The organism is Streptosporangium amethystogenes (assembly GCF_000721075.1).
Taxonomy (GTDB): domain Bacteria; phylum Actinomycetota; class Actinomycetes; order Streptosporangiales; family Streptosporangiaceae; genus Streptosporangium; species Streptosporangium amethystogenes.
In genome coordinates, this window is record NZ_JOEQ01000002.1 from 293,003 (window position 1) to 317,029 (window position 24,027).

Here is a 24,027-nt window from a genome sequence, read left to right on the forward strand (position 1 = left end):
GTCAGAACCGGGCTTCCGCGTCAAGGGTATTGACGCGGAAGCCCGGTTCCGAATCCGGCCTTCAGGTGCCGAGGATCTTGCGCAGGAAGCGGCCGGTGTGGCTCTCGTCGACCAGGGCGACGTCCTCGGGCGTGCCGACGGCGAGCACGGTGCCTCCCTTGGAGCCGCCCTCCGGGCCCATGTCGATCAGCCAGTCCGCGGTCTTGATCACGTCGAGGTTGTGCTCGATGACGATGACCGTGTTCCCGCCGTCGACGAGCTTGCCCAGCACACCCAGCAGCCTGCGGATGTCCTCGAAGTGCAGGCCGGTGGTGGGCTCGTCGAGCACGTAGATCGTCCGGCCGGTGGAGCGGCGCTGCAGTTCGGAGGCGAGCTTGACGCGCTGGGCCTCACCGCCGGACAGGGTCGTGGCGGGCTGGCCGAGCCTGACGTACCCCAGGCCGACGTCGTGGAGCGTCTGCAGGTAGCGCTTGATCGACGGGATGGAGTCGAAGAAGCCCAGAGCCTCCTCGATCGGCATGTCGAGCACCTCGGAGATCGTCTTGCCCTTGTAGTGGACCTCCAGGGTCTCCCGGTTGTAGCGCGCCCCGTGACAGACCTCACAGGGCACGTAGACGTCCGGCAGGAAGTTCATCTCGATCTTTAGGGTGCCGTCTCCCGAGCACGCCTCGCACCGGCCGCCCTTGACGTTGAAGCTGAAGCGCCCCTTCTGGTAGCCGCGGACCTTGGCCTCCGTGGTCTGCGCGAACAGGTCACGGACCTTGTCGAAGACGCCGGTGTAGGTCGCCGGGTTGGAACGGGGTGTGCGGCCGATCGGCGACTGGTCCACGTGCACGACCTTGTCGACCAGGTCCATCCCGTTGACCCGCGCGTGCCGGCCGGGGACGGTACGCGCGCCGTTCAGCTCCTTGGCCAGCGCGTTGTAGAGGATGTCGTTGACCAGGGTGGACTTGCCGGACCCCGAGACCCCGGTGACCGCGGTCAGCAGCCCGAGGGGGAACTCCACGTCGACGCCCTTGAGGTTGTGCTCGCGGGCCCCCTTCACGGTGAGCTGCCGCTTCCTGTCGCGCCTGCGGCGTACGGGAGGGATGGCGATGGTCTTGCGGCCGGACAGGTAGGCGCCGGTCATCGACTCCTCCGAGGCCAGCAGGTCGGCCACGGTGCCGGAGACGACGACCTGGCCGCCGTGCTCGCCCGCCCCCGGGCCGATGTCGACCACCCAGTCGGCGGCGGCGATGGTGTCCTCGTCGTGCTCGACCACGATGAGCGTGTTGCCCATGTCGCGCAGTCTGATCAGGGTCTCCAGCAGCCGCTGGTTGTCGCGCTGGTGCAGGCCGATGGAGGGCTCGTCCAGCACGTACAGCACACCGACCAGGCCGGAGCCGATCTGGGTGGCGAGCCGGATGCGCTGTGCCTCACCACCCGCGAGGGTGCCCGAGGCCCTGTCCATGGTCAGGTAGTCAAGGCCCACGTCGAGCAGGAAGCCCATCCGGGCGTTGATCTCCTTGACCACCCGCTCGGCGATGTGCATGTCACGATCCGACAGCTTCAGCCCCGCCAGGAACGTCGCGCAGTCGCCGATCGACATCGCCGAGACCTCGGCGATCGAGCGGCCGTCGACCGTGACGGCCAGCGAGACCGGCTTGAGCCTGGCTCCCTCGCAGGCCGGGCACGGGATCTCCCGCATGTAGCCTTCGTACTTCTCGCGCATGCCGTCGCTGTCGGACTCACCGTGGCGACGCTGCACCCAGGGGATGGCCCCCTCGAAGGTGGTGTAGTAGGAGCGCTCCCGGCCGTAGCGGTTGCTGTAGCGGACGTGGACCTGCTCGTCGTGGCCGTAGAGCAGGGCCTTCTGCGCCTTCTTCGGCAGCCGCTCCCACGGGGTGTCGAGGCTGAACCCCATGTTCAGGCCGAGCGCCTCGACGAGGCGGACGAAGTAGTCGCTGGTGTGACCCCCGGCCCACGGGGAGATCGCGCCCTCGCCCAGCGGCTTCTCCGGGTCGGGCACGATCAGGTCGGGGTCGACCTCCATGCGGACGCCCAGGCCCGTGCACTCCGGGCAGGCGCCGAAGGGCGAGTTGAAGGAGAACGAACGGGGCTCCAGCTCCTCGAACGACAGGTCGTCGTAGGGGCAGTAGAGATGCTCCGAGTAGAAGCGCTCGCGGTTCGGGTCGTCCTCGGGCAGGTCGACGAACTCCAGGGTGATCGTCCCGCCCGACAACTGCAGGGCGGTCTCCACCGAGCCGGTCAGACGGCTGCTCGCGCCCTCCTTCACCGCCAGGCGGTCGACGATCACCTCAATGTCGTGCTTCTCCTGCTTCTTCAGCGTCGGCGGCTCATCCAGCCGGACCACCGTGCCGTCGACGCGGGCACGGGCGAAGCCCTTGGCCTGCAACTGGCTGAAAAGCTCGGCGTACTCGCCCTTACGGCCGCGGACCACCGGGGCGAGCACCTGGAAGCGGGTGCCCTCGGGAAGCTCCATCACCCGGTCGACGATCTGCTCGGGACTCTGCCTGGCGATCGCCCGCCCGCATCGGGGGCAGTGCGGCTTGCCGATGCGCGCCCAGAGCAGGCGCAGGTAGTCGTAGACCTCGGTGATCGTGCCGACCGTGGAGCGCGGGTTGCGGCTCGTCGACTTCTGGTCGATCGACACCGCGGGTGAGAGACCCTCGATGAAGTCGACGTCGGGCTTGTCCATCTGCCCGAGGAACTGCCGCGCGTAGGCCGACAGTGACTCGACATAGCGGCGCTGACCTTCGGCGAAGATCGTGTCGAAGGCCAGACTGGACTTGCCCGAGCCGGACAGCCCGGTGAAGACGATCAGAGAGTCTCGCGGGAGGTCCAGCGAGACGTCCTTGAGGTTGTGTTCGCGCGCACCACGCACGATGAGGCGGTCAGCCACAGTAGTCCCGACGTCGATTTAGAGGGTTGGAAGCGGTCGCGGGAAGACTAGCGAGAGGGACCGACAATTTTCCGGGCCGGCGTCCGGAGCTCAGGGGTTCCCCGCCCTCTCCAGATTACGGCCTTCCCTTGGATGCGGCAGGTCATCCCCGGTTTCAACAGTGTGAACACCCCCCTTATGCCCCGCCTCACCCGCCGGGCGGCGATGATGAGGGTGGGGCCGGGCACCACTCGCGCCCCGTCCCGCCCCGCCGTGACACCATCCGAGGAGAATCCGTGACGTACACCGGTGATGTGCAGGTCGGCGGCCCCGCAGACCTGCGTGAGCTGCCCGGCCTGACGATCGCCAAACTGGCCGTCGGCCTGTTCGACAACAACGCCTACCTGCTCCGGTGCACCCGGACCGGTGACGGCGTGCTCATCGACGCGGCCGCCGAGCCCGACCGGCTGCTGGAGCTCATCGGTGACCGGCCGATCAGCAAGATCATCACCACCCACCAGCACGGCGACCACTGGCAGGCCCTTGCGGAGGTCGCCAGGGCGACCGGTGCCTCGGTGATCGCCCACCCGCTCGACGCGCCGGGGCTGCCGGTGCCGGTGGACCTGGAGGTGGAGCACGGCGAGGAGATCACCGTCGGCGAGGTCGGCCTGGAGGTGATCCACCTGCGCGGGCACACCCCGGGTTCGATCGCCCTGTACCACCCCGGCCACCTGTTCACCGGCGACTCGCTCTTCCCCGGCGGCGTCGGCAACACCAACAAGGATCCCGAGCGGTTCGCCCAGCTCTTCGCCGACGTGTCAGAGCGGATCTTCGACCGGCTGCCGGACGACACCTGGGTCTATCCGGGCCACGGCAAGGACACCACGCTCGGCGCCGAGCGTCCCCACCTGCCCGAATGGCGCGAGCGGGGCTGGTGACGCCCGCGCCGCCGGGGATCCTCCGCCCGCGGGACCGCCGGTCCCTGCGGGCGGTTCCGGCGGTCAGCCGACTTCGGCGGACGCCCTGCGCTGCTCCTTGCGCTTCTCCCGCTTGAACATCAGGACGCGCAGCGGGATGGTCGCCACGATCGTCATCTGCATGACGGCCCCGACCTTGATCAGCGTGTCGCCACCGGCCAGGCCCGCGACCCAGATGGTCAGGCAGGCAACGTTGATCATCATCCAGGCGAGCACCCCGGCGGCCACGTTGCCCTTGGGCTTGGGGTACTCGATCCGGCTCACCATGAGATACGCCACACCGAAGATGGGCAGGATCGTCCAGGTCGACGGAGGGAACAGCAGTACGACCGAGACCACGGTCATGGCGCCCATCGGGATGGGCAGGCCCATGAAATCGCCGCTCTTGGTCTTCACGCAGGCGAAACGCGCCAGCCGGATGACCCCGGCCAGCAGCACGGACGCCGCCGCGGTCATCACCAGCAGGAACGGGATCTGCTGATTGAACCCCGCCCAGATGACCACCATGAAGGCGGGGGCGAAGCCGAAGCTGATCACGTCGGCGAGGTTGTCCAGCTCGGCCCCCATCGCCGAGGCGCGGAACTTCCTGGCCACCAGGCCGTCGAACAGATCACAGGTGGCACCGATCAGCAGGAGCACCACGGCGGTGCCGAAGAACCGGGGGTCGGCCGCGAAGGGCTTGCCCTCCTGCAGCGCGTTGATGGCCGACCAGGAGAGCACGCAGACCGCCAGGAAGCCACAGAGGGCGTTGCCAAGCGAGAGGGAGTCGGCGGCCGACAGGCGGAACGCCTTGCCCACGGGCCCTCGCGGCTCGTCGTCCGTCTCGTCCATCGGCCAGCTCGCGTCAGCCGTGGTCAAGACCGGTCACCCCCGCGATGGTCCGCTGGCCCACCGAGAGCGCCGGGGCGATCCCCTCGGGGAGGTAGACGTCGACCCGCGAGCCAAGCCTGATCAGGCCGATCCGCTCGGCTCTGGCGACCTTCGCCCCCTCGGCCACGTAGGGCACGATGCGGCGAGCGACCGCACCGGCGATCTGGACGAACTCGATGTCGCCGAGCGCGGTGTCCAGGTGCCAGACGACCCGCTCGTTGGTATCGCTGTCCTTGTTGAACGCGGGCAGGTACCCCCCGGAGACGTGCTCCACCGAGGTGACCGTTCCGGCCAGTGGCGCCCGGTTGACGTGCACGTCGAGTGGGCTCATGAAGATCGCCACCCTGGTCCGGCCGTCCGGCCATGGATCGATGCTCTGCACCACACCGTCCGCGGGCGACAGGATCCGCCCGGTGCCCGGCGTCCGATCCGGATCGCGGAAGAACCAGAGCATCCCACCGGTGAGCGCGGTCAGCGGAACCGCCGCCAGCGCCCAGCGCCGGTCACGGCGGCTGAGCAGGGAGGTCACAGTGGCGGCGGCCACGGTCGGGAGCAACCACGGGGAGACGCCACGTGCCAGGCCCAGCGGACCTGGCCGGTGGCTTGCTGAATCGTGGGACACAGGGAACCTTTTGTGATGTCTTGCGGCATTAGACCGGTATGTCTACCCGCTCTGGGGCAGGATGTTACCCATCTCTTAGCCCTTATAAGGCGCAATGAGACAAGCAAAGCGCCTCACACGCCGATTCGCTAGCCCTGCTCGACACTCGCCGGGGTGGTGTTTTCCTTGCTTGCGCGAGCATCACGCCGGACCTTCGCCAGGCTGATCGCGGTGGTGACGGCCATCGTGACGACGATGACCGACAGTGACACCCAGATCGGCACTTCGGGAGCCCAGGAGACGCCACTGGAGTGCAGCGCCTCGAGGATCAGCTTAACCCCGATGAAACCGAGGATGAACGCGAGACCGAAGCTGAGGTAGACCAGCCGCTGGAGCAGACCCCCCAGCAGGAAGTAGAGCTGGCGCAGACCCATCAGCGCGAACGCGTTCGCGGTGAAGACGATGAAGGCGTCGGTGGTCAGGCCGAAAATCGCCGGAATCGAGTCGAGCGCGAACAGCAGGTCGGTGGTGCCGATGGCGATCATGACGATCAGCAGCGGGGTGACCATGCGCCTGCCGTTGACCTTGACGACGACCCTGGACCCCACGTAGTCGTCGGTGTGCGGCAGCACACGCCGGGCCCAGCGCAGGACCGCGTTCTCCGGAAGGTCCTCCTCCTGGCCGAACTGGCGGATGAGCTGGACCGCGGTGTAGATCAGGAACAGGCCGAAGACGTAGAACAGCCAGCCGAAGTTGGCCAGGGCGGCGGCGCCGACGGCGATGAAGATGCTGCGCATGACCAGCGCCATCAGGATGCCGATCAGCAGCACCTTGTGCTGGTAGATCCTCGGCACCGCGAAGCGGGTCATGATGATGTAGAAGACGAAAAGGTTGTCGACGCTCAGGCTGTACTCGGTGATGTAGCCGGCGAAGAACTGTCCCGCGGAGGTGGGGCCCGCGGAGATCCACAGCACGATACCGAAGATCACCGCGAGGGTGACATAGAAGCTGACCCAGAACCCGGCCTGCTTGAGGGAGAACTCCCGCGGCTCACCCCGGTCGACGATCCACAGATCGAAGGCGAGAACGACGAGCAGACCGCCGATAACGGCCAACCATGCCCAGACAGGAACAATCACAACTGATAAACCTCCGGCGGCGCGCACGACAGACTGCCGGAGGTCTCTCCCGCCCGCATGAGGCATCGACCGAGATATGTCGAAACGCGGACCGACAGCCCCGGGGGCCTCGTGGAGCGAGGCAACACCGTGATGACGAGACTGCCGCGAAGGGATACTCCCCCCCTAAACACGCCAGTATAGGTCTCCGGCATGGTGGCGCCTAATTCAACATCACGCCCTCCCCGCCTGTTCCATCGGGCTTCCCGCGTCTCCCGCCGCCAGGCCCCAAACCCCCTTCGAAGACCTGGCGCGGACCGCGTGCCGGCCCCTTCAGCCCCTCGGGGGAAGCCCGGCGTAGACCGCGAGCACCGCCTCCAGCGCCTCCGGTTCACCCGGCATCCCACGCCCTCGCCCGGCGGCGGCAGCGGCCAGTTCCGCCGCGAGACCGTCGTCGACGAGCACCCTCGCGACCGCGTCGCGCATCGCCGCGACGTCCCCGTACGGCACCAGCAGTCCCGCCTCACCCACCATCGCCGGGATGCCCCCCACCGCGGTGGCGATGACCGCCGTCCCCGCCCGCAGGGCCTCCTGCACGGTGAGCGGCTGCCCCTCCCAGCGGCTCGGCACCAGCAGTGCCCTGGCCACCCCGAGCAGGTCCCCCACGTCGGTACGGGCACCGAGCAGCCGCACCGGCAGGTTCTCCCGGTCGATCCGTTCCTGCAACTCCGCCCGCAGCGGCCCCTCCCCCGCCACCAGGAACACCGGCCCCGACGCGTGCTCTGCGGCCCGGCGAACCTCCGGCAGGGCCTTCGCGACATCGAGCAGGGTCTCCAGGCCCTTCTGCTGGGCGAGCCTGGCGACCGTCAGGAAGATCACCCGCTCTCCGGTACCGAGTTCCCGCCGGATGTCCCCGGCCTCGCGCCCTGAAGGGGGCAGCACAGGCGCCGGGACCACGGCGGCCTCGACGTGCCCGGCCCCCAGGTGGGCCATCCGCTCCCCCAGATCGGGGGAGACGACCAGGATCCGATCGGCGCGGCGGGCCACGATCCGTTCCAGGAGGCCGTAGACCGCGCCGACCACGCCGCCCGCGGTCGCGGCGTTGTGCAGGGTCACCACCAGGCCGGCCCCGGTTCCGGCCAGCGCGATCGCCGCCAGCGCCCCGGCCCTCAGCCCGTGGGCGTGCACGGCATGCGCCCCGCGCAGCGTCCTGAGCGCCATGACCGCCCGAAGATCGTCGAGCGGGCGGGGCCGATCGGAGATCGGCACCGGTACGAAGCGCGCGCCGAGCGCGGTGAACCCGAAGGCCCGCTCCGTGCTCGGGGGACCTGCCACGACCACCCGGTGGCCGCCACGCACCAGCCCTCCGGCCAGCATGGCGACGTGCCTGCCGACCCCTCCCTCGCTCGTGCCCAGCACGAACGCCACACGCGTCCCCTGATCAGCCATCGAAACCGCTCCCCTCCTTCACCGGTCCCCTGCGCAGTCGTGCCAGCAGCGCCCGGGCGTCTCGCCTGTCGACCATCATCGCCACGACCGCGAACGCGGCTGTCCCGGCGATCGCGGCGGCCAGTCCGACCGGCACGGACTCCCACCTGGACACCGCTCCGAAGGCATCGACCAGGGTCAGCCCCGCCCCCCAGGCCGCGACGCCGCCGACCAGGGCGGCCAGGAAAGTGCGCGGCGTTCCCTCCAACGCGGTCGCCCCCCTGGCCCGGAGTACCGCGAGGACCAGCAACAGCCCGCCGACGGTCATGCCGATCGTGCTGCCCAGTGCCAGTTGCCCGACCACGTCGGCCGGACCCGCTGCGGCGCGGGCGAGCACGACCTGTGCCGCCAGTGCGACGGCCCACCCGGCCACCGAGGCGACCGCCGCCGACCGCCCCCGACCGCAGGCGTACAGGATGCGGGCCAGGTGCAGCATGAGCGCGTACCCGGCCAGGCCGGGCGCGAACAGCGCGACGGCCCTGGCCATCTCGGCGGGCTCCCCACCCGGAGTCTCCTCCAGGAAGACCCGCGACACCGGTAGCGCGACCGCCGCCATCACTCCGGCCGCGAGCCCCGTCACCAGCAGCACGATCCGCGTGGTGGAGGAGGTCAAAGCGTTGAACCCGGGCAGGTCCCCCTCTGCGGCGCGGGTGGACAGCACCGGGAAGGAGCTGGTGGCGATCGGCATCACGAGCACCGCGTACGGCAGCTGGTACAGCGCCCAGGCGTAGGTGTAGACACCGATCGCGCCCTTGCCGCCCAGGTCATTGGCCAGAAGGATGACGACGAGCAGCGCGACCTGCTGCGCGATCAGCACGGCGATACCGGCGGTGGCGAGCCCGCGCGCCCGGGCCGCGACCCCGGGCGGGAACGACAGCGAGGGCCGCAGCCGGAGCTTGAGCCTGACCACCGGGACGACCACGGTGAGCACCATCGCGGCGGCGGCGACGGTCGCGCCCAGGGAGAGCGAGAGCTGCCCCGCGGCGGTCAGGTCCGCCAGGTCCCTGGCCGCCGTCCCGTTGAGCGCCTCGAACAGCAGCATGGAGCCAACGATGAGCAGGCTGGAGACCAGTGGAGCCAGGGCCGGGCCCATGAACCGCCGGTGTGCCTGGAGCACGCCGTACAGGACCACTGCCAGCCCGAAGAAGATCATACGAGGGGCGAAGACGACGAGCATGCCGGTGCCGACCTCGACGACCTCCGCCAGGTCGCAGCCGCTCGGACCGCCCACCAGCAGCGCGACGATCGGCCCGGCGAACGCCACGATGAGCAGCGCCAGCGGCACCATGATGAGCATCACCCAGGTGAGCAGCGCCGAGGTGATCTGGCCGACCTCCGCCCTGGCCTCGGGGTCGTCGTCGGCCCTGGAGGCCACCGAGGCCAGCACCGGCACCACCATCCCGGCCAGCGCGCCGCCCGCCACCAGCTCGAAGACGATGTTGGGCACGTAGTTGGCGGTGTTGTAGGCGGTGCTCAGGCAGAGGTTGCCGACGGTCTGCGACTGGACGAGATAGCGGCCGAACCCGACGAGCCGGGCCAGGACGGTCACGATCCCGATGAGAAGTGCCGCTCCCGCGATCCCTCGGGCGATCCTGCTGCTCATCGGGTGGCGGGTGCCTGCTCCAGGGGACGACGGCCCAGCATGTCGAGGCGGTGCAGGACGGGGTTGCCCGCGATCACCTTGGTGAAGCTGACCTTCTCCGAGGCGGCGGTCAGCGCGACCACCGTGCCGAGCACGGCCAGGCGTCCCGGGCGGCCCAGGGTGACGGCGGCGGCCAGGCCGACAAGCGCGCCCAGCGCGTTGGCCCCCGCGTCGCCGAGCATGGCCCGCTCGCCGAGGTCCTCGGGCAGCAGCGCGGCGGCGGCGCCCATGGGAAGCGCGGCCAGGGTGGCCGGGACCGGGTCGTCCCTGAACAGAGCCGCGGCGAGCAGGGGTGCGCCGGCGAGCAGGCCCACCTTGACGGCACGCCCGGGACGCAGGTCGAAGAGGTTGGCCAGGTTGGCGCTCCCGGCGATCAGCACGCCGTTGACGGCGACGTCGAAGGGCGCCCGGGAGGTGGCGGCCGCGGCGGCCAGGCCGGTCGCGCCGATGCCGAGGATCTTCACGGCCCCGCTGGTGACCTCCCCCTTGGCCAGGGCGCTCAGATGCCCCTTGAACCCCTTGGAGGAGGTCGCGCCGTACAGGTCGTCGTAGGCACCGAGGCCGCCGGCCCCCACGGCGGCCAGCAGCGCCGCCGCCCGGGCCCTGCCGGTCAGGCCGGGGATCACGGCCGCCGCGGCACCGGCGCCGGCGACGAACGCCGGGCCCTCCAGCAGGGTGATCGGTTCGCCCCTGTGGTTCGTGCGCGCCCAGGTCTCCACATCGCCGACCGGAGGCCTGCGGGTGAAGGCCGCGTACGCGGCACGCGCGGCGACCGCGCCGAGGAGCGCACCGGTGAGGGCACCGAGAAAAGCACGACGAGCCATCGGGTCATCCTCCGGAGGTGGCCGTGACGGCCGTGGGGGTGGGCGTCGCGCTGGGCTTGATACCAGAGACGCCGGAGCCTATGCCGTACTGGCCGGCGAGCCCGGCCAGTTGCTCTCGGAGAGCGTAGACCACCACGACCCGCCCCGCGGGCATATCCGCGGTGTCGACACTGGAGACCTTCTCTGTGAAGGAGGTGTCCTCCCGGAGCGCGGTGATGATCCCACCGGCCGCGGCGGAGGTCTGCGTACCGGCCACCACCGTGCCCTGGCCCACCTCGTCCAGGCCCAGTGCCAGGGCCACGAGCGCACCCGCCCGCCCGGCGGCGGTCTCTCCGGTGTACGCCTCCGCGGGGGCGACCATCAGGGCCAGTTCCGCGCGCTTGGCGGGGTCGTCGGTGATGGTGAGCAGGCCGGCGCGCTGGAAGGCGTCGAGGATGCCCACACCGGCCGGATGCTCCTTGCCCGCCTGGACGGGGTCGCTGGTCACGATCGCGTCGGCGAGCACCTGGGCCGCCTTGTCGTATGCCGTGTCCTCGACGGGGAAGACGGTCTCGGCGGCCTTGGCCCCGACGGCCAGCTTGTCGACGAAACCCGTCTGGGCGGGGTCGATGTACCTCTCGGTGAGGGTGATCCGGCCGGTCACGATCGCCCCGGCCTCCTCGATCACCTGCTGCGCCGACTCACGCACGCCCACCGTGGCGCCCGGCGCCTCGACGACCACCACGCGCTTGCCCACGAGCGCGTCCTGGACCAGCCGAGGGGTGTCGGCGGCCACGAAGGCGTCGTTGCCCGCCTCGCGCCGCTGCAGGGCCTCCACCTGGATGCGGAGCTCGTTGTTGCCCTCGCGGAGCTGGTTGGCCAGGCCCTCGCTCGCCTTGATGACGGGGTCTTCGAGGAGGGTGGTGCCCAGCACGATGCCCACCGACAGCGCGAGGAAGATCGCGACGATGGAGACGAGGTGATAGCGGAAATCGATCACGAGAAGAGTCCGACCAGCCAGAAGATGAAGCCGCTCCAGACGTCGCGGACGCTGTCCAGCCAGATCTTGCCCACCGGAGAGACGACGATCGCCACTCCCATGGTGATCAGCGTGGTGGCGACGAGCAGGAGCAGGGACGGGGTGGAGATCCGGCTGCGGTAGAGCCGGCTGACGCCCTTTGCGTCGACGAGCTTGCTGCCCACCCGCAGGCGGGTGAGGAAGGTGCTGGCCATGCCGGAGCGCCCCTTGTCGAGGAACTCCACCAGCGTCGCGTGAGTGCCGACGGCGACGATGAGGTCGGCACCCTTGTCGTCGGCGAGCAGCATGGCGATGTCCTCGCTGGTACCGATCGCCGGGAAGATCACCGCGCTGCGGCCGAGCTGCTGGACCCGTTCCAGCCCCGGTGCCCTGCCGTCGCGGTAGGCGTGCACGACCAGCTCGGCACCGGTGGTGAGCGCCTTGGTGGAGACCGAGTCGAAGTCGCCGACGATGATGTCCGGCAGGTAACCGGCCTCCAGCAGCGCGTCGGCCCCGCCGTCCACCCCGATCATGACCGGGCGGTATTCACGAATGTAGGGACGGAGGGCGGCGATGTCCTCCTTGTAGTGGTAACCGCGCACCACGATGAGGACGTGCCGGCCCTCCAAGACGGTCCGGATGTCGGGAACACCGATCCCGTCGATGAGGAGGTCACGCTCACGGCGGACGTACTCCATGGTGTTGACCGCGAACGCCTCGATCTGCACGGTCAGCCCGGCCCGCGCCTCGGTCATCGCGGCCTCGACGGACTCGGGGGTCTGCAGGTCGCCCTTGCCGACCGTCTCCTCGTCGAGGTAGACGACGCCCTCGTGCAGCCGGACCAGGTCTCCGTCCCTGATCCGCTCGAACAACTCGGAGGTGGCGTTGTCCACGAACGGCACTCCGGCGTCAACGATGATCTGCGGGCCCAGGTTGGGGTAACGGCCGCTGATGCCCGCGGCGACGTTGACAACGCCTGCCGCACCGCACGCGACAAGCGCCTCCGCGCTGACCCGGTCAACGTCAACGTGATCGATAATCGCGATTTCCCCGGCCCTGAGGCGCTTGGTCAGCCTCTTGGTCCGCCGATCGATTCTCGCCACTGCCGTCACCCCGGGAAGATCCGTGACCTTCCTGCGGCGGAGGTACCCGGTGAGCCTGTCTTGAAGCCCGTCAATCGGCACCTTCATCACGACCATCCTGCCAGAGTGAACGACCAGGAGAGCCAAACAGTCGGCAGCGTGTCAGGTACGTCACCCGTGACCCCCGTCACCCGCTCCCCCGGAACATACGGATTACTCTTTCAAACCGCTACTTACTCCCTCGTCTCTCCTTCCCGGGGCGTCCGGTCATGCCTTGTCGGCGGCCGCGATCGACAGGAGCTCCTCCGCGTGCGCACGGCCCAGCTCGGAGTTCTCAAGCCCGGCGAGCATTCGGGACAGCTCCCGCGCCCTGCCGTCCTTGTCAAGGGCGATCACACCGCTCCGCACCACGCTCCCGTCATCGGCCTTCTCCACCACGAGATGCTGGTCGGCGAAGGCCGCGACCTGCGGAAGGTGGGTGACGACGATCACCTGGGAGGTCCTGGCCAGTCGCGCCAGCCTGCGGCCGATCTCCACCGCGGCCTTGCCGCCCACGCCCGCGTCGACCTCGTCGAAGACGAACGTCGGGACGGGGTCGGCGCCGGCGAACACCACCTCGATGGCGAGCATCACCCGACTCAGCTCACCGCCCGAGGCGCCCTTGTTCAGTGGCAGGGGCGGCGAGGCAGGGTGCGGCGACAGCCGCAGCTCGACCTCGTCGACACCGTGCGGGCCGAACTCGGGGGCGGCGACGATGGTGACCACCACCCTGGCGTGCGGCATGGCCAGCGCGGTGAGCTCCTCGGTCACCGCCTGCCCGAAGCGCTCCGCGGCCACCGACCTGACCCGGGTCAGGTCGGTGGCCAGCTCGGTGAGGCGCCCGGTGAGCTCCTCGTGCTCGCGGGTGAGCTCACCGATGCGGTCGTCGTCGCCGTCGAGCTCCGCGACGCGTGCGGCGGCCCGAGCGGCCCAGTCGAGCACCTCGGCGGTGTCCTGACCGTACCTGCGGATGACATGGATGAGCGCGGCCCGCCGCTCCTGCACCGCCGCGAGCCGACCCGGATCCGCGTCGATCGACTCGGCGTACGCGGCCAGCTCGGTGGCGACGTCGGAGATCAGGTAACCCGCCTCGGCGAGCCTTTCGGCGATCCCGGCGAGCGCCGGGTCGAAGTCGCGCACCGCCTCGACCACCGTACGGGCCTCACCGACCAGCGCGATGGCGTCGGGCATGGCCTGCTGGCCGGACATCGGGTCACCGAGCAGCGCCCGGTGCGCCGTCTCCGCGGCGCTCCGGAGGGAGTCCGCGTGGGAGAGCCGCTCCTCCTCCTCGCGCAGCTCGGTCTCCTCGCCGGCCTTGGGGTCGACCCTCTCGATCTCACCGAGCCCGAACCTGAGCTGGTCGGCCTCCTGGGCGCGCTCCCTGGCTCTGGTGGTCAGCTCGGCCAGCTGCTCCGTGATCTTCCTGTGCCGCTTGTACGCCTGTTCGTAGGCGCGCAACGGCTTGATCAGTTCCTCGCCCGCGTAACGGTCGAGAGCGGCGCGCTGGCGACCGGGCTGCAGCAGCCGCTGCTGGTCCATCTGGCCGTGCACGGCCACCAGGTCCTCGGCCAGGTAGGTGAGCGTGCCGACGGGGACGGTGCGCCCACCCAGCCAGGCACGGCTGCGCCCCTCGACGGAGACGGTCCGCGAGATGATCAACTCGCCGTCCTCGACCTCGCCGCCCACGTCCTGCACCTGCTGCGCGACCCGTCCCGCCGGGTCGACGATCAGTGTGCCCTCGATGGTGGCCCGCTCAGAGCCGGGACGGACCCGGGCGGGATCGGCCCGGCCGCCGAACAACAGCCCCAGACCGGTCACCACCATGGTCTTGCCCGCGCCCGTCTCGCCCGTGACCACGGTGAATCCCGGCGATAGCACCAGGACGGCCTCGTCGATCACGCCGAGTCCCTGGATGCGGACCTCCTCGACCCTGGGTCGCACTGGTCCCTCCCGTCACATCGAATTCACCGAACATCAGTGCGGTGCGCGGGCACGATCCTACGCGCTTGAGACGTCACCCGCCCTGCCGTACTAGGGCCTCACACGTCCGCGCCACCCCTGTACAGGGAGATCGAACTTGGCGACCAACCTGTCGGTGAACGGCGCTCCGGTGTCCTCCAGACCGTGCAGCCGAGCCAGTCGTACCGGCAGCTCGGCCCGCCGCAGTTCCACCCTCGCCCCGGCGGGCAGGTCGAACCTGCGGCGCCCGTCGCACCACAGCACCGCTCCCGCGGTCTCCGTCTGGACCTCCAGCGCGAGCCTGGAGCGGGGCGAGACCACCAGGGGCCGGGAGAAAAGCGCATGGGCACTGATCGGCACCAGCAGCAGCGCCTCCACCTCGGGCCAGACAACCGGCCCCCCCGCGGAAAAGGCGTACGCGGTGGAACCGGTCGGCGTGGCGCAGATCACCCCGTCACACCCCCAGCGCGACAACGGGCGCCCGTCGATCTCGGCGACCACCTCGAGCATCCTCTCGCTCTTCTCGACGGTGGCCTCGTTCAGTGCCCAGCTGTCGGCCAGCAACTTGCCGTTGAGGCGGGCGGTGACCTCGATGGTCATCCGCTCCTCGACGTCGTAGCGACCTTCCACCACGCTGTCGACCGCGACCGCCAGGTTCTCCACCTCGGCCTCCGCCAGGAAGCCCACGTGTCCGAGGTTCACCCCCAGCAGCGGCACGCCGGCCGGGCGGGCGAACTCGGCCGCCCGCAGGAGGCTCCCGTCGCCGCCGAGCACGATCATCATCTCGGCGTCGTCGACCGCCGCCGAACCGGCAGGCACCACGTCGGCCCCGGCGCAGGCGATCTCGTCGGCCTCGGCGCTGAGGACGCGCACGGTCAACCCGGCGTCCAGGAAACGCTGGATCACCATCCGGGCGCTGTCGACGGCCGCCGACCGGCCGGTGTGCGCGGTGACCAGCACGACGCGCTTGGCAGTCATCTCATCTCCTCGAGCGTGGAGACCCCGAGCTCTGGCTCTGGGGAGGAAGTCCAACTCAGCTCTTCCAGTGTGGGTGCCCCGAGTCTCGGCTCCGGGCAGGATGTCAGATCGTGTTCTCCCGGGTCGCCCGCTACCGGGGGCCCTCCGCCACCGCTCGCTCGATCTCGGCGCCGAGGTCGGCGACCGGCGGAGCCCCCTCCCCCTTACCCAGCCAGATGACGTACTCGACGTTGCCCGACGGTCCGGGCAGCGGGCTCGCGGTGACCCCTCGCACGGTCAGGCCGAGCGCCCGCGCGGCTTCGGCCACGTCCCGAACGGCCTTCGCGCGAAGCGCGGGGTCACGGACGACGCCGCCCGCGCCGACCCGCTCCCTGCCGACCTCGAACTGGGGCTTGACCAGCATCGCGAAATCGGCCCGCTCGGCGGCACAGCGCACCAGGGCGGGCAGCACCAGGCGCAGCGAGATGAAGGAGAGGTCCCCGACGACCAGGGTGGGCGCCTCACCGACCGTGTCCGGCGTCAGGTCCCTGACGTTGACCCGCTCCATGACCGTGACCCTGTCGTCGGTCCGCAGCGACCACGCGAGCTGACCGTAGCCGACGTCGACGGCCAGCACGTGAGCCGCACCGCCGCGCAGCAGCACATCCGTGAAGCCTCCGGTGGAGGCACCGGCGTCCAGGCAGCGGCGCCCGGCGACCGTGAGGCCGAGAGGACCGAATGCCTCCAGCGCGCCGAGGAGTTTGTGCGCCCCACGCGAGACGTAATCCGGGCCCTCGGTCGCCTCCACCACCACGATGGCCGAGGCGGTGTCGACCTGGGTCGCAGGCTTGGCCGCCACCCGGCCGCCGACGCTGACCCTGCCTGCCTCGATGAGCTGGGCCGCCTGTTCCCTGGACCGCGCCAGTCTCCTGCGGACGAGTTCGCTGTCGAGGCGTACCCGCCGGCTCACGGGTGCCGGTCCGGGGCGTCGTCCACCGAGGCGAGCGCCTGCTCCAGTCCGGTGAACACCTCCTCGAAGACGTCCGCGTGCGCGGAGACCGGCAGGGTGCCGAGCCGGGCGAGCCCGCCCAGCGCGGTGTCCGCCCGCCCGTCGCCCGTCTCCTCAAGCAGGTCCGTCATGCGCCCCCTCCGGATCCTCTCCTGGCCGCCTCGGCCGTCATGGCCGTCTCGGCGTCCCTTGCCGCCGCACGGACGCGACGCTCACCGGTCCCGTGTCCGTGAATTCCCCGACCGTATCGGAACCCGCGTCCCCCGTCGCCCTGGCGTGGGCCAGGAGAGCGGTTTCTTCAAAGCTGGGTAAAGCGCGAACTATCGCGGGGGGCTCGCGCGTTGTCTTCTCGTTGAGATCGGCGGCCGCCCAGGCCCCTCCTCGGGGTTTCGTACGCCTCTTTCCCGGCACACCCCCGCGCCGGATTGCATGCCGTACCCATGTGGAACGCTACCGTCCGTACCTGAAAGGGATTCAGGCCGGTCCGGAAGAGAAGGGAGCGCCACGCGATGGCGACCGTCGACGAGTGCCGGGCGGCACTGCGCAAACTCGGCGAGCAGTTCGACGAGGTTGACCAGGCAAGCCGCGCCAAGCACGTGGTCGAGCGCAGTATCAGCTGCCATATCAAGGATCTCGGCGTGACCTTTTACGGTCGCATCCACCACGGCGGCCTCGGCCCCTTCGAGGATCTGCCCTCGGACGACGGCAGGGAGGCCGAGGTGAAACTGACCATCGGCAGCGATGATCTCGTCGCCCTGGTCAACGGGGAGCTCGACATGGGGCGGGCCGTGTTCGGCGGCCGGGTCAGGGTCGACGCCAGCTTCGGAGACCTTCTCCGCCTGCGCAAGCTTCTCTGAGGATCCCGCTGAGGGGAGAGGCCGTCGGGACGAAGGCGGCCCTCTCAGCCGGCGGGCGAGAGCGCGGAGTCGAGTGCCGCCTTCACCGCGTCCTCGTCCGCCCGGCCCTCCCCCGCGGCCTCCCAGGTCGCGGCTGAGGCGGCGCGGAGGCCGTCGAGCGGCTCACCTCCCCCCTCAAGGGTGAGGGCACCCTCCTCCCAGCGGGCCGTCCACCCATCGCAGGTCCACCCGTCCCCGGTCCGCCGTACCTCGGGATAGGGCCGGTGCAGTGCGGACAGATCGCCGGCGACATAGGTCGGCCGGTGCCGGGGAGCGGCGGTCAGCACGTCGAGCGCGCTCGCCACCCCCGTCAGAACCAGCAGACTGTCGACTCCGGCGTTGGTCGCCCCCTCGATGTCGGTGTCGAGCCGGTCGCCGACCACCAGGGGCCGCCGCGATCCGGTACGGAGCATCGACTCCCGGTGCAGGGGCGGCTCGGGCTTGCCCGCAACGATCGGCTCCACCCCGGTCGCCGTGGCGATGACCCTGACCATCGCGCCGTTGCCGGGAAACTCGCCTCTGCCGGTCGGCATGGTCGAGTCGGCGTTCGCGGCCACGAAGAGTGCCCCCTCACGCACCGCGAGTGTCCCCTCGGCCAGCAGGCCGTAGGAGAGGTCGGGGGCTATGCCCTGGACGACCGCGACCGGGCTGTCCAAAGCGGTGCTGACCGGGCGCAGACCGTGGGCGCGCAACGCGGTGCGCAGTCCCATCCCGCCGACCACCAGCACCGCGGCACCCGGTTCGACCCGCTCGGCCACGAGCCGTGCGGCGGCCTGGGCGGAGGTGACGACGTCGTCGGGGGTCGCCGGGGCACCCAGCGCGCTCAGGTGCTGGGCGATGGCGCCGGGGGTGCGCGAGGCGTTGTTGGTGACGTAGGCGAGGCGCACACCACGCTCCGCCGCCCGGCACAGCGCCTCAGGCGCCCCGGGTACGGCGTCGCGCCCGAGATACACCACCCCATCGAGATCAAGGAGGAGGGTGTCATACAGGTCGATCAGCGCGTTTGTGTCCACCGACCTATTTCATCACCCACGTTCCATTGCTCGCACAGATCACATACGGATCACATCCGGCGGGCCCGTAACGTGGCGCGCACGCTTTTCAAGGCGGAGACGTAGTGCCGCTGGTCGGGCCGCATCGCGACGGCGATGGCCAGCGGCTCCTGGGCTCCCTCCATGTCCCCGGTCCGCCACAGGGCGAGCCCAAGACCGAAATACGCGTAGTCCTCGGCTGGATTCGCATCGATGATCCAGCGAAAGCTGTCGACCGCGTCGGTGTACTGCCGGGAGTTGAACTGCGCCCGGGCGAGGGCCTCACGGATGCTCCGGGACTCCGGCTCCGCGTAGGCCGCCCGCTCCAGCAGCGCGGCAGCCGCCGCCGGGCTCCCCTCGGCCAGCAACCTCATCCCTCGTTGAAACCATTCGTAGACGTCCCCGACCGGAGCGCCCGTCTCGGGGTTGGGGGAATCAGACGGACCGCTACGTCCTTGGACCATTGTGTGAGGCCTCCTTCATCGACAGACGACAGATCTGGCCGACTCCCTGACGGGACCGGGCACCACCGCAGCCTTGAGACGGCGCCCGGCCGTTTCAGGCCTTTATGGCAGCATGCCCTCTATGGCGAATCCTGAACTGCCGGTGCCCGACGGGCTGGTGCTACGCCCGTTCCACGGCGTACGGTTCACGGTCGACGACCTGGCCGGGGTCACCTCGCCGCCCTACGATCTCATCGACAAGGCAGGCGTACGGGAACTACTCGACACCCACCCCAACAACGTGGTGCGTTTGATCCTTCCCGGCATCGACCTGCCCAGGTACGCCGAGGCGCGGGAGAGGCTTCAGGAGTGGCTCTCCTCCGGAGTACTGGCCGCCGACGAGACACCCGCGATCTACGTCTACGAGCAGTCCGGGCCCGGGATCCTGCAGCGCGGGCTCATCGGCGACGTGGGCCTGGCGGGGCCGGAACAGCACATCATCCTGCCTCACGAGAACGTGATGCCCGGACCGGTCGCCAACCGGCTGGCGCTGATGCGCACCACGGAGGCCAACCTGGAGCCCATCTTCCTGCTCTACGACGGCGCAGGCGGCGCCGCCACCCGCCTCGTCGACCGGACCGCCACCTCCCGGCCTCCGCTGGCGGAGGCGGTGACCGGCGACGGGGTCAGGCACCGGCTGTGGGCCGTCACCGACACCGGTGAGCTCGCCTCCATCAATGCCGATCTCCGCCCTCGCCAGGCCCTGATCGCCGACGGACACCACCGCTACGCCACCTATCTCGAACTCCAGCGGGAGCACCACGCCGCGAGACCCGAGCCCGGCCCCTGGGATTTCGGTCTCGCGCTCCTGGTGGACTCCAGCGCCTATCCCCCACATCTGAAGGCCATCCACCGGGTCATTCCCGAACTGCCGCTCGGGGAGGCGCTGGCCAAGGCCAGGGGCTCCTGGCAGGTACAGGAGCACGCGGGCCTGGCCGAGGGGCTGGCCGCGCTGGGGGAGAGCACCGGACCGGCCTATCTGCTGTCCGGCGGGGGTCCCACCTACCTGCTCACCGATCCCGACCCCGACCGGCTCGCGGACGCCATGCCGACCGACCGCTCAGCCGGATGGCGGGCGCTGAACACCTCCATCCTCGCGGAGTTCCTCCTGCCGAAGGTGTGGGGGATGCGAGACGACGAGCGTTCGGTGCGCGTCGTCCACCACGATCCGGAGGCCGCCGTACAGCTCGCACGGGCCTCCGCGGGGACGGCGGTGCTGCTGCGCCCACTGGCGGTCGAGGATGTGCTCGCGATCGCGGCCCGGGGGGAACGGGTGCCCCGCAAGTCCACCTCCTTCGGCCCCAAACCCCGCACCGGCCTGGTCCTGCGTCTGCTCACGAGCGGTCCGGCCACCCAGGAGGCCGGGGCTTTGAGCGACTCCGAGGTCTCTGGCTCCTGGAGGCCAGAACAGTGACCGGGATCACACATTCACCCCGGAGACGACATCTCAGCGACCCTCACAAGCGACACCTTTCTACACGTACGAAAGTGAACGACCGAAGACGACTCTCTACGATGTGAGCTGCGCCGGAATGGCCGAATGCCGTTCTGGGGACGCCGGTTCCAGTTATGAGGTGACCTGTGGACAACATCACCGCCCTCGGCGGAGACGTCTATGAGATCGACACGAGGATGGCCGGCTACTCCGGTATCACGGCCGGATACCTGATCCTCGGGGATCGGCCCTGCCTGGTGGAGACGGGCACCTCCACCTCGGCTCCCGTGGTACGCGACGCCCTGGCCTCGCTGGGCGTCGGCCCGGCGGACCTCGCCACGATCGCTGTCACGCACATCCACCTGGACCACGCGGGCGGAGTCGGGGATCTCGCCGGCTTCTACCCGGACGCGGAGATCGTGGTTCACGAGAAAGGCGCCCGGCATCTCGCCGACCCGGCCAAACTGATGGCCAGCGCGCGAATGGTCTGGGGCGACAAGCTGGACACCCTGTTCGGCGAGCTCTCCCCCACCGAAGCCTCGCGAATTCGCGCGCTGGGCGACACAGGCACCATCGACCTCGGCAACGGCCGCACGCTGAGCAGCCACCACTCCCCGGGACACGCCAAACATCACGTGGGGCTCATCGACTCCGGCACCGGTGACCTCTACGTCGGCGACGCGGCCGGGGTCTACCTTCCGGAGACGGGCGACCTACGCCCCGCCACACCCCCGCCGGACTTCGACCTGCGGACCGCGCTGGACTCGATCGCCCTGTTCAGGGCACTGGGCCCGCAACGGCTGCTCTTCAGCCACTACGGGCCGGTCACGGACGTGGAGGAGATTCTGGGGCGCTCCGCCGAGGAGTTGCGCGTCTGGGTCGACCTGACCCGTCAGGCCCGCGCGCAGGCCATGGACCTGGACCACGCGGTGGCCATGGTCAGGGAGCGGACCCGCGACCGCTATGCGGCGCTGAAGGCGGACGAGGCCACCGCCGAGCAGTTCGAACTGCTGAGCGGCGCCCCGTCCAACGTGGCCGGAATCCTGCACTGGCTGGACCGGACAGAGTCGTAAGGACGCGTCCCTCAGGCCCAGGACCGCGTTGGAATCGCCATTTCGGGTGAACGGGCCGTTCGCCCGTTCACCCGAAATGCGGCGAAGTCCCCGGAGAGCTACTTCTCCTCGGGCTTGCTCCGGCGATTCCGGCCTTGCTCGTCGGCCTCGTCCAGATCGTCGTTGACATCGGGGGCATCGCGGAGAATGTCGCCGAAGTCAGGCTCGATGAAGGCCGGCTCGACAGCCAGGTCCGCCTTTCCCTCCTTCTCCTGGATCTTCCGCCCGGTACCGGCCGTTCCGTTCGGGTCAGGAGAGCCGTTGGCCGGGGCGTCCCCGATCACAGGCTTTCCGGTGCCGAACGCCTCCTCGTAGAGATCGTCTTCGTCCTCGATGTCCGCGTCCAGAGTCGCCACGTCGTCGATGTCGTCGTCCTCATCGATGACGTCGTCGACGTCGTCGATCTCGGCGTCGTCATCGTCGGCGTCGTCGGCGTCGTTCAGGAGGTCGTCGTCGACGGCTTCCTCATCCTCGAAATCGTCGTCCTCTTCGAGATCCTCGATGACGGCCCCGGTCAGCTCCGCGTAACGCTCGGCCGCATCGGTCTCACCATCCTCGTCGAAAGCCATCGCCCGGCCGAACCACTCGGTGGCGGGCCCCTCATGACCCGCCTCGAACAGCGCGTCGGCGTAGGCGAAGGCGAGACGGGCCGACCAGGGCTGGGGACGCGTGTCGCGCAACTCGGGCAGGCGCTGGAGGGTGATGACCGCGGCATCGTGCTGACCGAGATCACGCCGGGCGCCGGATTCCACGATGGCGAGCTCGATCTTGCCGACACGGTCGAGCCGCTCGGCCTCCTTGGAGCGGACCAGGTCGAGGGCGCGCTCGGGGCGGCCTAGGCCACGCTCGCAGTCCGCCATGATCGGCAGGAACGAGTCGGAACCCGTCATCCGGCGGGCCGCACGCAGGTCACTGAGTGCTTCGGAGAAGTGGCCGGCATGGTAGGCCGCGATGCCGACCGCCTCGCGGATCACTCCGATCCTGGCCGCGAAGCGGCGGGCGACCTTGGTGTGCTCGTATGCCCGCTCCGCGTCGCCCTCGCCCAGAGCCCTCTCGGCTGCCACGAGGTGGCGAGAGATCAGCTCCGCGAGGTCAAGCGGGAGGGAACGGAGCTCCTCGCGAATCTCCTTGTCGAGCTCCTCCGCGGTGATGTCCGGGGCAAGCTCCGGCAATTCCTCACGCTGGCGACTGGGAGCCTCGTCATGACCACCGGACCGGTCATCCCGGCCATAACGGGTACGTGACCCCTCACCATCACGGTCTCCCCGGTAACCGCCGGCGGGACGATCGTCACGGTTGAACGGCCTGCGCTCACCACGATCGTCACGGTTGAACGACGGACGCTCCCCACCGGGACGGTCATCGCGGTTGAACGGCTTGCGCTCGCCGCTGTCAGGACGGGAGCCGTAACGGCTACGGCCGGGACGGTCGTCACGGTTGAACGACGGACGCTCCCCACCGGGACGGTCATCGCGGTTGAACGGCTTGCGCTCCCTGCGCTCACCACGATCGTCACGGTTGAACGACGGACGATCTCCCTGGTAACCACCACCCGGACGGTCATCGCGGTTGAACGGCTTGCGCTCACCACGGTCGGGACGCGAACCGTACTGACCACGCGACTGATCGCGGTCACCATACGAACGACGCTCCGTCACGGGCTCCGTAGGAACCGCCTCGGGACTGGTCGCGATCACCGTAGGAACGCTGGTTGTCACCACGCGGCCCCGAAGACCTCTGCCCACCGCCTGGCCGGTCGTCGCGATTGAAGGGAGGGCGGCCGGAACCGCGGTCGTCACGGTTGTAGGACGGCCTGTCGCCGCGGTCACGAGAGCCGTAAGAACCGCCCGGGCGCCCCTCTCGGCGCTCACCATATCGGGGGCCGTCTCCCGGACGTCCCTTGTAGCCACCTGCGCGATCGCCGCGGTGACCTCCCTGACCGCCAGATCCGCGGTTCTCGCCCTCTTCGCGTCGACCCGCGCCTTCAGGCCGGTTGTCACTGTTCACTTCTGGTCCATTCGTTGGCTCACTCTGCGAGCGCATCCCATCTCCTCGATCGGATGGGATGGTTCGCTGTGCGGGCGGTCTCCGGCCGCGGGGTGCGCCCCGTTCGCTATCGCTGCCCCGCCCTATCGTGGTCTGGCGCGACGAAGGCCACCCGCTGGTGGGGTGGCCCGGCCTCTCCAGCCTAGCAAGCCATTGAAACTCCATACGCCCTTCTCCGGTACCCGTAAATGATCACGAAGCCGGATTTCAGAGCGCTGTGGAGTGTCGGGTCCCCGCCTGCCGCCGCAGGTTCGGCGGAGCAGGGGGCCGCTCGGCGGAGGCTCTCGCTGATGGCGAAAAAACTCCAGGGGCCCATCGGAGGTCTTGAGGTCCAGGTGCAACCCCTTGTTCGGAGGCTCTCTGGAAACCACTACGAATTGATAGGAGCCGAGGCCGGCCCTTACACGGGAGCCCACCAAAACCCCCAGGAGAAACCAGCAGGTCCCTTCCGGAACCCCCTCGGAAAGCACGAAGGCCCCCACCGAAAGGTGAGGGCCCTCATATAAAAGATTGTCCGGCGGTGACCTACTCTCCCACACCGTCCCCGGTGCAGTACCATC

General features: G+C 69.7%; 20 protein-coding genes. 4 read left to right on the forward strand and 16 right to left on the reverse strand.

Going from position 1 to position 24,027, the window contains the following annotated elements; translation table 11 throughout:
• Positions 1 to 61 precede the first annotated feature (61 nt).
• The gene (gene uvrA / locus IG98_RS0103070; RefSeq protein WP_030905044.1) at positions 62 to 2,902 is read right to left on the reverse strand and encodes an excinuclease ABC subunit UvrA; all 2,841 of its coding nucleotides are present in this window, start codon (positions 2,900 to 2,902) and stop codon (positions 62 to 64) included.
• Between the two features lie 275 nt (positions 2,903 to 3,177).
• Between uvrA and IG98_RS0103075 the strand changes: the two genes are divergently transcribed.
• Entirely contained in the window at positions 3,178 to 3,819 is a 642-nt protein-coding gene (locus IG98_RS0103075; protein ID WP_030905046.1) for an MBL fold metallo-hydrolase, read from the forward strand.
• 63 nt (positions 3,820 to 3,882) lie between these two features.
• Here the strand turns inward: IG98_RS0103075 and pssA are convergent, their stop codons facing one another.
• The 12 genes from pssA to IG98_RS50075 all read right to left on the reverse strand — a co-directional run bounded on the left by pssA (position 3,883) and on the right by IG98_RS50075 (position 16,575).
• On the reverse strand, positions 3,883 to 4,716 hold the full coding sequence (gene pssA, locus IG98_RS0103080; protein ID WP_030905048.1) for a CDP-diacylglycerol--serine O-phosphatidyltransferase: 834 nt from the start codon (positions 4,714 to 4,716) through the stop codon (positions 3,883 to 3,885).
• Entirely contained in the window at positions 4,703 to 5,350 is a 648-nt protein-coding gene (locus tag IG98_RS0103085) for a phosphatidylserine decarboxylase (RefSeq protein WP_030905050.1), read from the reverse strand. The genes pssA and IG98_RS0103085 overlap by 14 nt, the downstream gene beginning before the upstream one ends.
• Positions 5,351 to 5,478: 128 nt before the next feature.
• Positions 5,479 to 6,468 carry a TerC family protein gene (locus IG98_RS0103090; RefSeq protein ID WP_030905052.1) on the reverse strand — a complete coding sequence of 330 codons (990 nt, stop codon included), beginning with the start codon at positions 6,466 to 6,468 and terminating at the stop codon, positions 5,479 to 5,481.
• 312 nt (positions 6,469 to 6,780) lie between these two features.
• Entirely contained in the window at positions 6,781 to 7,896 is a 1,116-nt protein-coding gene (locus IG98_RS0103095; RefSeq protein WP_030905054.1) for a glycosyltransferase family 4 protein, read from the reverse strand.
• Positions 7,889 to 9,538, reverse strand: coding sequence for a murein biosynthesis integral membrane protein MurJ (gene murJ, locus IG98_RS0103100; RefSeq protein ID WP_030905056.1), 1,650 nt, complete (start codon positions 9,536 to 9,538; stop codon positions 7,889 to 7,891). The genes IG98_RS0103095 and murJ overlap by 8 nt, the downstream gene beginning before the upstream one ends.
• Entirely contained in the window at positions 9,535 to 10,401 is an 867-nt protein-coding gene (locus IG98_RS0103105; RefSeq protein WP_030905058.1) for a hypothetical protein, read from the reverse strand. The genes murJ and IG98_RS0103105 overlap by 4 nt, the downstream gene beginning before the upstream one ends.
• Positions 10,402 to 10,405: 4 nt before the next feature.
• Positions 10,406 to 11,380 (reverse strand): copper transporter, encoded by a 975-nt coding sequence (locus IG98_RS0103110; RefSeq protein WP_030905061.1) that lies wholly within the window; start codon positions 11,378 to 11,380, stop codon positions 10,406 to 10,408.
• Positions 11,377 to 12,588 carry a putative cytokinetic ring protein SteA gene (gene steA, locus IG98_RS0103115; RefSeq protein WP_030905064.1) on the reverse strand — a complete coding sequence of 404 codons (1,212 nt, stop codon included), beginning with the start codon at positions 12,586 to 12,588 and terminating at the stop codon, positions 11,377 to 11,379. Before steA ends, IG98_RS0103110 begins: the two co-directional genes overlap by 4 nt.
• A gap of 159 nt (positions 12,589 to 12,747) precedes the next feature.
• Positions 12,748 to 14,460 carry a DNA repair protein RecN gene (gene recN, locus IG98_RS0103120; protein ID WP_030905066.1) on the reverse strand — a complete coding sequence of 571 codons (1,713 nt, stop codon included), beginning with the start codon at positions 14,458 to 14,460 and terminating at the stop codon, positions 12,748 to 12,750.
• Between the two features lie 90 nt (positions 14,461 to 14,550).
• The gene (locus IG98_RS0103125; RefSeq protein WP_030905069.1) at positions 14,551 to 15,456 is read right to left on the reverse strand and encodes an NAD kinase; all 906 of its coding nucleotides are present in this window, start codon (positions 15,454 to 15,456) and stop codon (positions 14,551 to 14,553) included.
• A gap of 130 nt (positions 15,457 to 15,586) precedes the next feature.
• On the reverse strand, positions 15,587 to 16,405 hold the full coding sequence (locus IG98_RS0103130) for a TlyA family RNA methyltransferase (RefSeq protein WP_030905071.1): 819 nt from the start codon (positions 16,403 to 16,405) through the stop codon (positions 15,587 to 15,589).
• The gene (locus tag IG98_RS50075) at positions 16,402 to 16,575 is read right to left on the reverse strand and encodes a hypothetical protein (protein ID WP_157594121.1); all 174 of its coding nucleotides are present in this window, start codon (positions 16,573 to 16,575) and stop codon (positions 16,402 to 16,404) included. The genes IG98_RS0103130 and IG98_RS50075 overlap by 4 nt, the downstream gene beginning before the upstream one ends.
• Before the next feature lie 378 nt (positions 16,576 to 16,953).
• On the opposite strand from IG98_RS50075, the gene IG98_RS0103140 reads away from it, so the two are divergent.
• On the forward strand, positions 16,954 to 17,301 hold the full coding sequence (locus tag IG98_RS0103140) for an SCP2 sterol-binding domain-containing protein (protein ID WP_030905074.1): 348 nt from the start codon (positions 16,954 to 16,956) through the stop codon (positions 17,299 to 17,301).
• Positions 17,302 to 17,345: 44 nt separating this feature from the next.
• Here the strand turns inward: IG98_RS0103140 and IG98_RS0103145 are convergent, their stop codons facing one another.
• Positions 17,346 to 18,353, reverse strand: coding sequence for an HAD-IIA family hydrolase (locus IG98_RS0103145; RefSeq protein ID WP_030905077.1), 1,008 nt, complete (start codon positions 18,351 to 18,353; stop codon positions 17,346 to 17,348).
• A 50-nt stretch (positions 18,354 to 18,403) separates the two neighbouring features.
• Positions 18,404 to 18,835: a tetratricopeptide repeat protein gene (locus tag IG98_RS0103150; protein WP_030905080.1), complete on the reverse strand. Its 432-nt coding sequence runs from the start codon at positions 18,833 to 18,835 to the stop codon at positions 18,404 to 18,406.
• Between the two features lie 121 nt (positions 18,836 to 18,956).
• Here IG98_RS0103150 and IG98_RS0103155 point away from each other — a divergent pair, with 121 nt between their 5' ends.
• Together IG98_RS0103155 and IG98_RS0103160 are read left to right on the forward strand one after the other, a co-directional pair.
• Positions 18,957 to 20,288 carry a DUF1015 family protein gene (locus tag IG98_RS0103155; RefSeq protein ID WP_245651380.1) on the forward strand — a complete coding sequence of 444 codons (1,332 nt, stop codon included), beginning with the start codon at positions 18,957 to 18,959 and terminating at the stop codon, positions 20,286 to 20,288.
• Between the two features lie 167 nt (positions 20,289 to 20,455).
• Positions 20,456 to 21,382 carry an MBL fold metallo-hydrolase gene (locus IG98_RS0103160; RefSeq protein ID WP_030905086.1) on the forward strand — a complete coding sequence of 309 codons (927 nt, stop codon included), beginning with the start codon at positions 20,456 to 20,458 and terminating at the stop codon, positions 21,380 to 21,382.
• 98 nt (positions 21,383 to 21,480) lie between these two features.
• Here the strand turns inward: IG98_RS0103160 and IG98_RS52295 are convergent, their stop codons facing one another.
• Positions 21,481 to 23,079, reverse strand: coding sequence for a hypothetical protein (locus IG98_RS52295; RefSeq protein ID WP_211263864.1), 1,599 nt, complete (start codon positions 23,077 to 23,079; stop codon positions 21,481 to 21,483).
• Positions 23,080 to 24,027 lie beyond the last annotated feature (948 nt).

Coding starts and splice junctions, on each gene's coding strand:
- IG98_RS50075 (WP_157594121.1), bottom strand. CDS start 16,575: ATGACGGACCTGCTTGAGGAGACGGGCGACGGGCGGGCGGACACCGCG.
- IG98_RS0103140 (WP_030905074.1), top strand. CDS start 16,954: ATGGCGACCGTCGACGAGTGCCGGGCGGCACTGCGCAAACTCGGCGAG.
- IG98_RS0103155 (WP_245651380.1), top strand. CDS start 18,957: ATGGCGAATCCTGAACTGCCGGTGCCCGACGGGCTGGTGCTACGCCCG.
- steA (WP_030905064.1), bottom strand. CDS start 12,588: ATGAAGGTGCCGATTGACGGGCTTCAAGACAGGCTCACCGGGTACCTC.
- murJ (WP_030905056.1), bottom strand. CDS start 9,538: ATGAGCAGCAGGATCGCCCGAGGGATCGCGGGAGCGGCACTTCTCATC.
- IG98_RS0103125 (WP_030905069.1), bottom strand. CDS start 15,456: ATGACTGCCAAGCGCGTCGTGCTGGTCACCGCGCACACCGGCCGGTCG.
- IG98_RS0103150 (WP_030905080.1), bottom strand. CDS start 18,835: ATGGTCCAAGGACGTAGCGGTCCGTCTGATTCCCCCAACCCCGAGACG.
- IG98_RS0103095 (WP_030905054.1), bottom strand. CDS start 7,896: ATGGCTGATCAGGGGACGCGTGTGGCGTTCGTGCTGGGCACGAGCGAG.
- IG98_RS0103105 (WP_030905058.1), bottom strand. CDS start 10,401: ATGGCTCGTCGTGCTTTTCTCGGTGCCCTCACCGGTGCGCTCCTCGGC.